Annotated in this window: 9 protein-coding genes; 2 read left to right on the top strand and 7 right to left on the bottom strand. The window is 69.2% G+C overall.

The window, feature by feature from the left end:
* Nucleotides 1-7 precede the first annotated feature (7 nt).
* The 5 genes from B7438_RS13935 to sucC form a co-directional block, all read right to left on the bottom strand.
* On the bottom strand, nucleotides 8-1,330 hold the full coding sequence (locus tag B7438_RS13935) for a threonine/serine exporter ThrE family protein (RefSeq protein WP_085370206.1): 1,323 nt from the start codon (nucleotides 1,328-1,330) through the stop codon (nucleotides 8-10).
* Nucleotides 1,327-2,613: a DUF6350 family protein gene (locus B7438_RS13940; protein WP_085370207.1), complete on the bottom strand. Its 1,287-nt coding sequence runs from the start codon at nucleotides 2,611-2,613 to the stop codon at nucleotides 1,327-1,329. The genes B7438_RS13935 and B7438_RS13940 overlap by 4 nt, the downstream gene beginning before the upstream one ends.
* Nucleotides 2,614-2,668: 55 nt before the next feature.
* Nucleotides 2,669-4,078: a hypothetical protein gene (locus tag B7438_RS13945; protein WP_085370208.1), complete on the bottom strand. Its 1,410-nt coding sequence runs from the start codon at nucleotides 4,076-4,078 to the stop codon at nucleotides 2,669-2,671.
* 129 nt (nucleotides 4,079-4,207) lie between these two features.
* Nucleotides 4,208-5,095, bottom strand: a complete 888-nt coding sequence (sucD, locus tag B7438_RS13950; RefSeq protein WP_085370209.1) for a succinate--CoA ligase subunit alpha — start codon at nucleotides 5,093-5,095, stop codon at nucleotides 4,208-4,210.
* A gap of 17 nt (nucleotides 5,096-5,112) precedes the next feature.
* Complete coding sequence (sucC, locus tag B7438_RS13955) at nucleotides 5,113-6,276, bottom strand: ADP-forming succinate--CoA ligase subunit beta (protein WP_085370210.1); 1,164 nt, start codon at nucleotides 6,274-6,276, stop codon at nucleotides 5,113-5,115.
* 263 nt (nucleotides 6,277-6,539) lie between these two features.
* Between sucC and B7438_RS20615 the strand changes: the two genes are divergently transcribed.
* On the top strand, nucleotides 6,540-8,213 hold the full coding sequence (locus tag B7438_RS20615) for a hypothetical protein (protein WP_179150828.1): 1,674 nt from the start codon (nucleotides 6,540-6,542) through the stop codon (nucleotides 8,211-8,213).
* A 69-nt stretch (nucleotides 8,214-8,282) separates the two neighbouring features.
* The gene (locus B7438_RS13965; protein WP_085370211.1) at nucleotides 8,283-9,098 is read left to right on the top strand and encodes an oxygenase MpaB family protein; all 816 of its coding nucleotides are present in this window, start codon (nucleotides 8,283-8,285) and stop codon (nucleotides 9,096-9,098) included.
* Between the two features lie 17 nt (nucleotides 9,099-9,115).
* Here the strand turns inward: B7438_RS13965 and B7438_RS13970 are convergent, their stop codons facing one another.
* Together B7438_RS13970 and B7438_RS13975 are read right to left on the bottom strand one after the other, a co-directional pair.
* On the bottom strand, nucleotides 9,116-10,153 hold the full coding sequence (locus tag B7438_RS13970; RefSeq protein WP_085370212.1) for an FUSC family protein: 1,038 nt from the start codon (nucleotides 10,151-10,153) through the stop codon (nucleotides 9,116-9,118).
* Nucleotides 10,150-12,645: an ATP-dependent helicase gene (locus B7438_RS13975; protein WP_085370213.1), complete on the bottom strand. Its 2,496-nt coding sequence runs from the start codon at nucleotides 12,643-12,645 to the stop codon at nucleotides 10,150-10,152. The genes B7438_RS13970 and B7438_RS13975 overlap by 4 nt, the downstream gene beginning before the upstream one ends.
* Nucleotides 12,646-12,707 lie beyond the last annotated feature (62 nt).

Below are 12,707 nucleotides of genomic sequence, written 5' to 3' on the forward strand. Positions count from 1 at the left end.
GGGCCGGTCAGACCAACCGCAGGCCCCACGCGGTCGGGGCGACGCTGTAGATCTGTCGGTACAGCGCCGTCCCCACCAGCACACCGAGCGCGATGGCGACGATCGATCCGACGATGGTCGGGAAGCTGCTCGAATCGAAGTTCACTCCAGATGCGCTCTGCGTGAGACCGATCAGCCCGGTCGCACCCGGCACCAGCAGCCAGAACGCGGGCAGGAAGCACACCACCGCCGGAGGCGCGCCCCTGATCGACTGCACCAGATACGCCACCACGGTGAGCGCGAGCGCCCCGAAGAACCCGCTGAACTCGCTCCCCATGATCACCGCGCCGAGCAGCTGGGCTCCGTATGCGACGAGCAGCACCAGGGTGAGGAAGTAGAGCGAGCGCCGCGGCCCGCAGTAATAGAGGAAGATTCCGAGCGAGAACAGCAGGACGCCCACCCACGGCTGGAAGGCGCCGAGCGGCGGGTGCGTGGTGAGCAGAGCAGTGGATGCGGGGACGCCCGTGATCGTCAGGGCCGCCAGGATCCCGAACGACAGGAAGAGCAGTTGCGCGATCCCGGAGACGAGCCTGCTCGCCCCCGCGACCATGTCCCCCGCCGCGAGCTCCTGGATGCCCGTGGTGAGGACCGCGCCCGGCAGCAGTGTGACCAGCGGCGGCACGAGCACCTGCAGCGGCTCGGGGACCAGATCGGTGCGTGCGGCGGCGAAGACGATCAGCGCGAGCGCGAACGCCGTGAAGACGGGGAGCAGGATGGCGGCGTACGTGCCGGGCCGCACCAGTAGCTTGGCCACACCGACCAGCACACCGAGCACGAACGCGTAGACCATGCTGATCGGCTCAGCCCCGAGGAGCACGAGGCCGACGCCCGCCGCCGCGAGGCCGTGACCGAGCACCCGCACGACCGTCGGGAAGCGCGGCTTGGCCGCCGTGATCGCTTCGATGGCCTCGATGCCCTGGACGGCGGTGATCGTTCCGGCGAGCGCGTGGTCGACCACGGTGTAGATCCTGGCCGCCCTGTCGAACCGCACCTCGCCGCCCGGCGACTCCGCGATGTCGAAGCGGGTCTCCTTCTCGTCCGGCATCCCCACGAAGATCAGCGTCGGGAACACGATGAGGGCGGCGTTCGGCGACCCGAGCGCGACGGAGACGCGTTTCAGCGTGCGCTGGATGTCCGTCGCCGCCGTACCGACCGAGAGCAGCGCGCTGCCCAGCTTGACCAGGAACTCCTGCAGCTGCGCCGACGGGCTCTCGACGAGCTGCCTCGCCTCGACCGACCGGCGGTGGATCTCCAGCTTCGGGAAGCGGAACGGCACGTTCCAGCGGCTCATCGTCTCGCCCGACCTCCCGCCACCAGCCCGATGATCGCCGCGACGGCGACCTCCGCCGCCGCGATCGAACCCACCAGCCACGGATTCGGACCGACGTCGTGCAGCCGTCCTGGACCGATGGCGCCGGACGACCACCAGGCCAGGAGGCCGAGTTCGATGCCCGCAACGATACCGATGCCGAGCGCGGCCACCAAGAGTCCGGATGTCCCATGCAGGTCGTGCATCCTGGTCGCCCGCGAGCGGAGCAGCGCCGCGGCGAGGAAGCCGGCGACGATCGGCACCAGCACGCCGATCAGCCCGAACGAGAACCCTCCGGCGGGGATGACGCCGAACAGCGGCAGCCCGGGCAGCGGCCCGAGCTCTGTGCCGATCGGGCTGACCGACGAGCCGGTGCCGATCGCGAAACCGGGACCGACCATCCAGGAGGCGAGCCAGATGACAAGGTTCGGGATGAAGGCGAGCTGCGCGATGGTGAGCGCCGCGCCGCCGAGAGCACCCGCCTGCAGTTGCTCGTACAGGCTGATGATGCCGCCGTAGTTGCCGAGGATGAGAATCGTGAGCACGAGGGCGGCGCCCGCGATCACCAGCGCGGCAGCCCCGGTGCCGGCGCGGAGGGCCACGGCCGACGCATCCCGGATCATCGGCGGGATGCGGTTGGTCGCGGCTGCGATGGCGGAAAGCACCGCGCCCCGGGACTGCGGCCCTTCCGCCTGGCCGCTCCGCTCGCCCCGGTCGTTCCGGTCGCTCAGCCCGATGTCTTTGCCATCGCGCTCGGCCCGCAGCGCGGCGAAGCCGAACCCGCAGAGCACCCCGACGGCGTAGACGAACGGCGGCAGAACGATCCCCTGCCAGACCGATGGATGCACGGGGGCGCTCCCCGCGGAGAAGGTCACGGCCGCCGAGAGCACGGCGAAGGCGACGACGGCGCTCACGGCGCCCGTGAGGCGGAACGGCGTCTCCGCGGCGCGCAGGCCGGTGCGCACGCCGAGCCCTGCGGTGAGCACGGCGAAGCCGAGCGCCGCGATCGTGACCTGGAACGGGATGACGGCGCCGGGCAGCCCGAGGGTCGCCGCCGCCTGAGCGTCGAGCGTGACGGTGAGGTTGACGCCGTGGCCGACGAGCCAGATGTCTGCGGACGCCCGCCAGAACGTGAACCAGTCCGCCGCGAGGTGATACTGGGCCGCCCAGAGGACGGTGAGCGGAACGAGCGAGATCGCGAGGCCGATCGCGACGACGATGACCGCCTCCAGCGCGGCGAGCAGGGCGACGGTTGTGCGATTCATGACCGAATGGAGCCTACCGGTCGGGCGTCGCGCCGCTCCGCCGACACTTCGGCGGTCAGGAGACGGTCATGATCGGGGTCTCGTCGTCCGCGGTCTCCGGCACCGTGATGACCGGCCGCTGCACCAGTTCGAGCACGGCGACCACGAGCGCGGCGATGACCAGCGTCCAGATGATGAGCGACGGCGTCAGTGGGCGGACGAACAGGACGATGGCCGCGGCGATTGCGGCGATGAGCACGCGCAGCAGGGTCCGCTGCGCATACAGCCACTCCCCGGTCCTCCCCGTGCTGATCCCGTGTCGTTCGGCGGAGGTCCGGACCCAGGTGACCCCGGCCCCGAAGAACCCGCGCAGCCGTCTCGGCACCGCGAACGGTCCCGAGTACCAGCCGACGACAGCAACCACGATGGCGAGCACGAGCACGGCGATCCCGGTGTCCCTCATCGCCGTGGTGAGCGTGTCGAAGACGGTTCGCGCGACACCGGACGGGATCAGCGACGGCGACACCGAGCCGACGAACACCAGCCTGCCGATGCCGATCCCCGCCACGATGATGACCATCGACAACGCCAGGGCCACCGCAGCCCAGACCAAGGCGAGCGCGCGGCGTCTGGCCACGACCACGCCCGCCGCGAGCAGGAGCAGCGCCACCCACGGGAGCCAGGCCCCCGCCGCGACCGCGACGCCGTAGAACAGCTGGATGGTCGGAAGCGACGAATTCTGCGCGATCGTGATGGTGCGATCCACCGACGGGATCTGCGACGCGAAGGTGAGCCCCTGCTTCACGAGGATCGCCTTGACCCTGTCGATGATCGGCCCGAGCTGAACGCCGACCGAGCCGTCAGACCCGACGGCGATGGCCGCCTTCGGATCGTTCTGCATCGTCGCGACCAGCTGGGTGTGGCTCGCCCGGAGTGCTTCCTGCCAGACCTGTGCGAACGCGTCCGACCGCACGAACCCATCCACTGTCGATCGCATCAGCGACAGGATGCCCTGGGCGGCCGGCCCCTTCAGCGCCTCGAGGGCGCGGGTGGCCGCCGGACCGGTGCCGAGCGAGGTGATGCCGTCGACCACGTCGGACGTGATCGCCGGCACATCCACGTTCTGCTGGATGACGTCCATCGTCTGGCTGGTGACGAACGACTGCACCCCGGCGTCTTTGGCGAGCGGTGCGTATGCCGCGACGAACGCATCCGTGTCTGTCAGCTGCACCTTTGCCCAGGACGAGACGACGGCGACGGGGGCGAGAAGGGCGCCGATCAGGATGAGCACGGCGGCGAGCAGAGTCCAGGCCCAGCTCCTGGTGTGCTTTCGTGGCACAGCGGTGCTGGGAACGGCTGCCTCGTGCGGCGGAATCGGCTGCGTCGGATCGTTCTCGATGGTCTCGATGGTCTCGCGCAGTCCGGCGTTCTCGGCTTCGAGCTGAGCGATGCGCTGGAGCAACTCGCTGTTGGTGATGCGTGCCATGTCGCTCCCCCCTTTCCCGCTGCTGCTCACTGTAGCGCTCAGTGCCTTCCGCGCGACGGAAAAACAAGGACCCCGTGGAGAACTCCACGGGGTCCTTACCTGTGGAGGGATGCGCTCCCTCCGGTGGTTCTACAGCGCCGCGTAGACCTCGCGGAGCAGGGCTGCGGTCTCGGACGGCGTCTTGCCGACCTTGACACCGGCGGCCTCGAGGGCCTCCTTCTTCGCCTGGGCGGTGCCCGCCGAGCCGGAGACGATGGCGCCGGCGTGGCCCATCGTCTTGCCCTCGGGAGCGGTGAAGCCCGCCACGTAGCCGACGACCGGCTTCGTGACGTTCGCCTTGATGAAGTCGGCGGCGCGCTCTTCCGCGTCGCCACCGATCTCGCCGATCATGACGATGGCCTTGGTCTCCGGGTCCGCCTCGAACGCCGCGAGAGCGTCGATGTGGGTCGTGCCGATGATCGGGTCGCCGCCGATGCCGATGGCGGTCGAGAACCCGAGGTCACGGAGCTCGTACATCATCTGGTAGGTGAGCGTTCCCGACTTCGAGACGAGGCCGATCGGGCCCTTGCCGGTGATGTTCGCCGGGGTGATGCCGACGAGCGACTCACCGGGGGTGATGATGCCGGGGCAGTTCGGCCCGATGATGCGGGTCTTGTTGCCCTTCTCCTGCGCGTACGCCCAGAACTCGGCGGAGTCCTGCACGGGCACGCCCTCGGTGATGATGACGAGCAGCGGGATCTCGGCGTCGATGGCCTCGATGACCGCGTCCTTCGTGAACGCGGGCGGGACGAACGCGATGGAGACGTCCGCGCCGGTCTTCTCGATCGCTTCCGCGACCGTTCCGAAGACGGGGAGCTCGACATCGCCGTGCGTGACGGTCGTTCCGGCCTTGCGGGCGTTCACGCCACCGACCACCTGGGTGCCCGCCTTCAGCATGAGGGCGGTGTGCTTCGTGCCCTCACCTCCGGTGATGCCCTGAACGATGACCTTGGAATCCTTGTTGAGGAAGATAGACATTCTTGATCGCGCCCTTACTACTTCGCAGCCAGTTCGGCGGCCTTGTCGGCGCCTTCGTCCATGGTGAGAGCCAGCGTCACCAGCGGGTGCGCGGCTTCGGTGAGGATGCGGCGACCCTCGTCGACGTTGTTGCCGTCGAGACGGACGACGAGCGGCTTGTTGGCCTCGTCGCCGAGGATCTCGAGCGCCTTGACGATGCCGTTGGCGACCGCGTCACAGGCGGTGATGCCGCCGAACACGTTCACGAACACGCTCTTGACCTGCGGGTCGTTCAGGATGACGTCCAGACCGGCGGCCATGACGGCTGCGGATGCTCCGCCGCCGATGTCGAGGAAGTTGGCCGGCTTGACGCCCTTGTGCTTCTCGCCCGCGTACGCGACGACGTCGAGCGTGCTCATGACGAGCCCTGCGCCGTTTCCGATGATGCCGACTTCTCCGTCGAGCTTCACGTAGTTGAGGTCGCTCGCCTTGGCCTTCGCCTCCAGCGGGTCGGCTGCTGCCTTGTCCTCGAGCGCCTCGTGGTTCGGGTGGCGGAAGCCGGCGTTCTCGTCGAGCGTGACCTTGCCGTCCAGGGCGATGATGTCGCCCTCCTCGGTGAGCACGAGCGGGTTGACCTCGACCAGCGTCGCGTCCTCGCCCTTGTAGACCTCGTACAGCTTCACGAAGACGTCGGCGACCTTGCCTGCGAGGTCGTCCGGGAATCCGGCGGCCTTCGCGATCTCGGCGGCCTTCGCCGCGTCGACACCGGTGATCGGGTCGACCTCGATGCGCGCCAGCGCCTCGGGCTTCTCGACGGCGAGCTGCTCGATCTCCATGCCGCCCTCGACGCTGGTGAGCGACAGGTACGAGCGGTTGGCCCGGTCGAGCAGGACCGAGAAGTAGAACTCCTTCGCGATGCGGGCGCCGCCGGCGACCATCACGCGACGGACGATGTGACCCTTGATGTCGAGCCCGAGGATGGCCTTCGCGGCTTCCTCTGCCTCATCCGGGTTCTTGGCGACCTTGACGCCGCCGGCCTTACCACGACCACCGACCTTCACCTGCGCCTTGACGACGACCACTCCACCGAGCTTCTCCGCCGCTGCGCGCACCTCCTCAGGGGTGTCCGCGACGATGCCCGGAAGGACCGGGACACCGTACTGCTCAAACAGGTCTCTGGCCTGATACTCGTATAGATCCACGGTTATCCAATCCGCTGGTTCCGGCACGCTCGTGGCGCTTGCCGGCCGATTTCTCCTAGGCAGTTCGGCGGGAGAATAGCTCGACGCCGAGATAAATTTCGCCAGAAAGAACTCTAGCGCGTCCTGCTGAACGCCCGCGAAACGAGCCGCGAAATCCACAGCGATCGTGGATGCTCCCTCCACAGCCGGGCTCCCCCATCCACTTCTCCACAGCTTCGGCGCCGAGCCCCACCGCCCCGTTCCGACCGACGACGGTGGATGCCATGACACACCGAATAACAACTCTCATCACCTCCTTCGCGGTGGCCGGTCTGCTGTTCTTCTTTTCGGCGATCCATCTCGCCACCGGAGCGCAGGCCCTCTCCGCGGACGGCCACGGACCCGGCTATCTCTCCGCGGACGGCTGGTGGCTCGGCACGTATTCGCTCGACGACGGATCACGCGGCTTCTGCCTGCAGGCAGGCAAGAAGAGCCCGACCGGCCACGAGATCGACCTCGTGGCGGGTTCGACGCTCGACTGGTACTCGCCGGAGCAGGCCGCGAAGCTCGCCTTCATCTCACGCTCCTGGGCGGGCACCTCCGACCGGGGAACGGCGGCGGCAGGCCAGCTCGCGACGTGGATGGTCGCCGGACTCGACAACGCGACGGCGGCGTCGTACGCGGCCAGGGCGGGAGCGGACGCAGCGACCGTTCTCAGCTGGGCGCACTCGATGGTCGCCGAGTCCGGTACGCTCGGCTCGCGGTCGGTGGAGGCCGACGGCGTGGTCGAACTGGCCGACGACGGTGCCGGCCGCTTCCGGGTCGAGCTCACGGTCGACCGGCTGACGGGCGGCGCCGAGGTCCTCCCGCCCCGTAAGCACTGGGGAACGGCCACGCTGACCGGGGCCACCTTCGAGGACGGCTCGACGACCGCCGACATCCAGAACGGCGTCGACATCCCCATCCTTCCCACCGGCACGGAGGCGAGCGTGTCCGTCACCGCCGACGCCCGGTTCGTCGCGCTTCCATACGGCGACAGACTCACGATCGCCATCCCCCGCGGTGACGCGCAGGCGCTCCTCGTCGCCGTTCCGGCCGACGCGGAAGCCCACGCGAGGGCCGACGCCGCCGGCGTCTCCCCCCTCCCCTTCCAGCCGACGGTCGCGACCGTCACAAGCGAGGCCGTCGCCGAGCCCGGCGCGATGATCTCGGACCACCTCACCGTCGGCGTCGCCGTCGACGACGGCCTGCTGCCCACCTGGGGCGTCTGGTCGTCACCGGACGGCCTTGCCCCGGTGCGCGCCACCATCAAGAGCCGGCTGCTCGGCCCGTTCGCCGACCCGATCGTCGAGGCCCCGGATGCGCCGTCCGACGCTCCCGTCGCCTGCGAGGTCGAACTCGTCGTCAGCGGCACGGGCGAATACGAGACGCCCGAGTGCGAGCTGCCCGCCGTCGGTCACTACGTGTGGGTCGAGTCGATCACGCCCGCCGACACCCCTGCGACAGAAGGCGGCAGCCGCCTGCGCCCGTGGCGCTCCGCGTTCGGCGTGGCGTCGGAGATCACCCGGGGCGTGAAGCCGGAGGTTCCCGAGGTGCCGGAGGTTCCCGAGGTGCCGGAAGTACCCGAGGTTCCCGAAGTACCAGAGGTTTCCGAAGAACCGGAGGTGCCCGAAGTCCCCGAGGCGCCGGCAGTGCCCGAATCGCCGGAGGTCCCCGAGGAACCGGCCACGCCCGAGCTGCCTGCCGTCCCCGAGCCGCCTGCCGCGCCCGAGCCACCCGCGCTCCCCGCCGTCTCGCCAGCCACCGTCCGCGACCCCGCACTGGCGAACACAGGATCGGACGCCGACGGGCTGATCCCGGCCGTGTGCGCGGGCGGCGCCGCCCTCTCCCTCGGATTGGGCCTCACCGGACTCACCATCCGTAGCCGCGAGCGCCGAGCCGCCCTGGCCGCACGATGATGTCCAGCGAGCCGACCAGCGCGGACGCGCATCCCGGACCTTCGCAGGCTGTCGCGGCAGGATGGTGCGATGCGAACCCGTCAGGCTCCGGCCGGTCTCCGCGCGAAGGACATCGCGGCCGAGTCCATCTACCTGGCCGGAGGCGGCAGGGCGCTGCTCCTGCAGATCGCGCACCCGGCCGTCGGTCGGGGCGTGGTGGAGCACAGCGACTTCGCCAACCGGATGATGGACAGGCTCCACGCCACCATGACGTTCGTCTACGCGTCGGTGTACGCCTCGCCGGAGGAGTTCGCCGTGGTCAGACGGTGGGTCAACAGGGCGCATGCGCCGGTGCGCGCCGCGGCGAGCGCGGACGCCCCCGCATACAACGCGTTCGATCCGCGGTTGCAGTTGTGGGTCGCCTCCACCCTGTACGCCACGATGATCGACCTCTACGAACGCTTCTTCGGCCGGATCCCCGACGCCGACGGCGAGCGGATCTACCGCGAGTTCACGGTGCTCGGCTCTGCCCTGCAGGTGCCGCAGGAGGCATGGCCGCAGACCCGCGCGGACTTCGACGCGTACTGGGCCGAGACCGTGGCCGGCCTGCGCCCGACCGCGGACACCAAGCGGGTCGCGCGGCAGATCCTCTACCCGTCCACCATCCCCCTGTGGATGCGCGCCGTGTTCCCGCAGGCGCGCCTGGTCACGGTCGGCCTGCTGCCACCGGACCTGCGGCGCCGTTTCGGCCTCGCGTGGAGCGCCCGGCTGCAGCGACGCTTCGACCGGTGGATGCGCTGGGCCGTCCTCGTCTACCCTCGCCTGCCCGCGCGGCTCCGGCACCGACCACGGGATGCGTATCTGAAGCGGCTGCGCGCGACTATCGGCGAGCGCTCAGCCGCCTGACCGGCTGGCGGCCCTGCTTACGCCGCAAGTCCGCGGACGCGTTCGATCCACCGCGCCGCGAGCACGAGCAGGATTCCGACCGCAGCACCCAGCACGGTCTCCAGCACCCGGTCCACGGCAAGGGTCGACAGCGCGACCTTCGTCGTCGACAGGTACGAGACGGACAGCGCCATCGGGGTGATGAACACCAGAGCGGTGCCGTAGTGGGCGCCGACGAGCACTTCGGCGAAGACCTGGCACACCACGATCACGCCGATCACGAACAGCGGAGACGGCGACCAGAACAACAGCAGGACGGTCAGGCCCACCCCGATGATCGTGCCGACCACGCGGTGGACGGAGCGCGAGATGGAGTGCGCTGCCCGTGCCGGCGGGATGACGGCCACGAGGCTGACGACGGCCCAGTACGCGTGGCCCAGCCCGAATGCCAACGCGATCCCGCCCGCGACGACCACTCCGACGACGTTCTGCGCCACGGCGAGCCAGACCCGCGCATCCCGGATCGCCGACGTGTCGACAGCCGGGGCCCGGCGCAGCTCTTTCAGGAGCACGGGGTTCGAGGCGGTGCCCGTGAGGCGCCGGATGACCCAGCCGGACATCGTCAGCAGCCAGGAGAATGCGGCGGACAGGGCGGCGAGGCCGATCCGGAGCCCGATCTCGTGCGCCGGTGTCGGCACGGCGGCGCAGACGAGGAGGGCGAAGACGAAGAACAGCGGTTGCGCAGGGAGCAACTGGAACGTCGCCGCCAGGATGGTGCCGAGCGTGACCACCACGATGAGCAACGGCACGAGCAGCGCGAGCGGCTCGCCGAGGGCGGCGACCACCGTTCCGAGCGCGATGGTCGCGACGAGCACCACCGCCGCGATCGAGACGCTGCGGATGCGGATGCGATACGGCTCGTTCCGTCCGTACAGCGCGGTGAACGCACCGAAGGACGCGTACGCTGCGAGGTCGAGCCTGCCGACGGCGAAGAGGATCAGCAACGGAACGGCCACGGCCGTCGCGGCCCGCAGGCCGACCTCGACGCTCAGCGTTGTGAGCTGCGGGGCCCTCACAGTTTTTCGATGGGGGCGATCTTGATGAGCAGCTTCTTCGCTCCCACCTTCTCGAACTGCACGTGCGCGACCCGCTTGGCTCCTTCGCCGGTCACCTGCGTCACCCGGCCGTCGCCGAAGTCCGTGTGCCGGATGCGGTCGCCGGATGCGAGCTCCAGGTCGCCGTTGTCCCGCACCTGTCCGGTGACCCTGTTCGGCCACTCGGTCTTCGGACGATCGGAGGGCCGCCCTCCCGCGGAGAACCCGCCGGACGTGAGGCTCTCGTTCCAGCGGCCTCCCCCGCTGGATCCGGACCCGGACCCGAGACCGGGACGCCGCGCGTTGAGTGCACGGGACTGGCTGCCTCCTCGGCCGTTCGCGGTGCCGGGCGACTGCTTCCAGTCGATCAGATCGGCGGGGATCTCTTGCAGGTAGCGACTCGGCATGGCCACGGCGGTCTCGCCGAACTGCGCACGCGTCATGGCCAGCGACAGGAAGAGGCGCTTCTTGGCACGCGTGATGCCCACGTAGAACAGGCGCCGCTCCTCGGCCGGCCCACCCGGCTCGTTCGCGGACATCCGGTGCGGAAGGAGGTCCTCCTCGATGCCGGTCAGGAAGACGGCGTCGTACTCGAGGCCCTTCGCGGTGTGCAGGGTCATCAGCGAGACGGTTCCGCTCGAATCGTCGATCTCGTCCGCTGCAGCCACCAGGGAGACCTCGGTGAGGAAGTCGACCAGGCCGCCATCCGGGTTGTTGCGTGCGAACTCGCGCGTCACCGCGACGAGCTCGTCCACGTTCTCTGCGCGGGCCTCGTCCTGCGGGTCCCTGCTGTTGCGGAGCACATCCAGGTATCCGCTGCCGTCGAGCAGGAACGTGAGCACGTCGGCGACCGACGACACCCCGGCCGGATTCTCCGGGTCGATCTTGGCGGCCGCGTCGTCCAGCAACGTCGCGAGCTGCAGGATCGCGGTCGTCACCTTCGGGCCGAGCCCGAGCGAGCCCGCGTCGCGCATCGCCTGACGGAAGTTGATCCCGTTGTCCTCCGCGTAACTGGCCAGCTGGGTCTCGGTCGCCGGACCGATCCCGCGCTTCGGGGTGTTCAGGATGCGGCGCAGCGCGAGGGTGTCGTCCGGGTTCGCGACGGCGATCAGATACGCCATCGAGTCCTTGATCTCGGCGCGCTCGTAGAACTTGGTGCCGCCCATGATCCGGTACGGCAGGGCGGAGCGGATGAAGATCTCTTCGAGCGCACGCGTCTGAGCGTTGGTCCGATAGAACACGGCGATGTCTTTGTAGTCCATGCCGGCGCTGTGCAGTTTCTCGATCTCGTCGGCGACGAACTGCGCCTCGTCGTGACCGGAATACCCGGTGAAGCCGATGATCTTCTCACCGTCGCCGACCGCGGTCCACAGCTTCTTGTCCTTGCGGTCGAAGTTGTTGGCGATGACGGCGTTGGCCGCGCTCAAGATGTTCTGCGTGGACCGGTAGTTCTGTTCGAGCAGCACCACCTTCGCGCCGGGGAAGTCGCGCTCGAACTCGACGATGTTCCGGATGTCAGCGCCGCGGAACGCGTAGATCGACTGGTCGGAGTCGCCGACCACGGTGAGGGAGGCGCCGGGGATCACGCCTACCGCATCCCGCATCGACTCGACGTGGTGCCCCTGGGCCTCCAGCTCGTCGGCGATGGCCGGCGCGATCGGCATCGTCAGTTCGCGGATCAGGGAGTACTGCGCGTGGTTCGTGTCCTGGTACTCGTCGACCAGGATGTGGCGGAAGCGCCGCTGGTACAGGGCCGCCACCTTCGGGAAGGCGCGGAACAGGAACACCGTCTCCGCGATGAGGTCGTCGAAGTCGAACGCGTTCGCCGTGCGCAGGGCGCGCGTGTACTGGCGGAAGATCTCGAGGAACATCACCTCCTGCGGGTCGCTCAGGTTCGCGGAGCGCGCGTAGGTCTCGATGTCGGTCAGCTCGTTCTTGAGCTTGGAGATGCGGCCGGCCGCTCCCGCCACCGTGAAGCCGAGCGTGTCGGCGTCGAGTCCCTTGATGATCCGCTTGAGCAGCGCCCGGGTGTCGCCGGAGTCGTAGATCGTGAAGCTCTGCGTCTTGCCGATGGTCTCCGCCTCACGACGCAGGATGCGGACGCAGGCCGAGTGGAACGTGGAGATCCACATGCCCTGCGCCTTGCCGCCGAGCAGCACCTCGACGCGCTCGCGCATCTCGGCGGCGGCCTTGTTCGTGAACGTGATCGCGAGGATCTGGCTCGGCCAGGCCTCTCGGGTCTCGATGAGGCCGGCGATGCGGCGCGTCAGCACGCTGGTCTTGCCCGATCCGGCGCCGGCCACGATCAGCAGGGCTGCTCCGCGGTACTCGGCCGCCTCGCGCTGCTGGGGGTTCAAGCCGGCGAAAAGCCGGTCGTTCGCGGAGTCTCCACCGTCGCCGGGGCGCCCGTGACCGGATCGGCCGTCGAGGATGATCGGGGTGGCGGAGGGAGAGGCGTCGGGGAGGCTCGTCATGTCTCCAACGATTTTAGCCTCCACCCCTGTCATCCCAGCCGCGAGACGTTCAGGGACCCGGT

Source organism: Leifsonia sp. NCR5, from assembly GCF_002105485.1.
Lineage (GTDB): Bacteria > Actinomycetota > Actinomycetes > Actinomycetales > Microbacteriaceae > Leifsonia.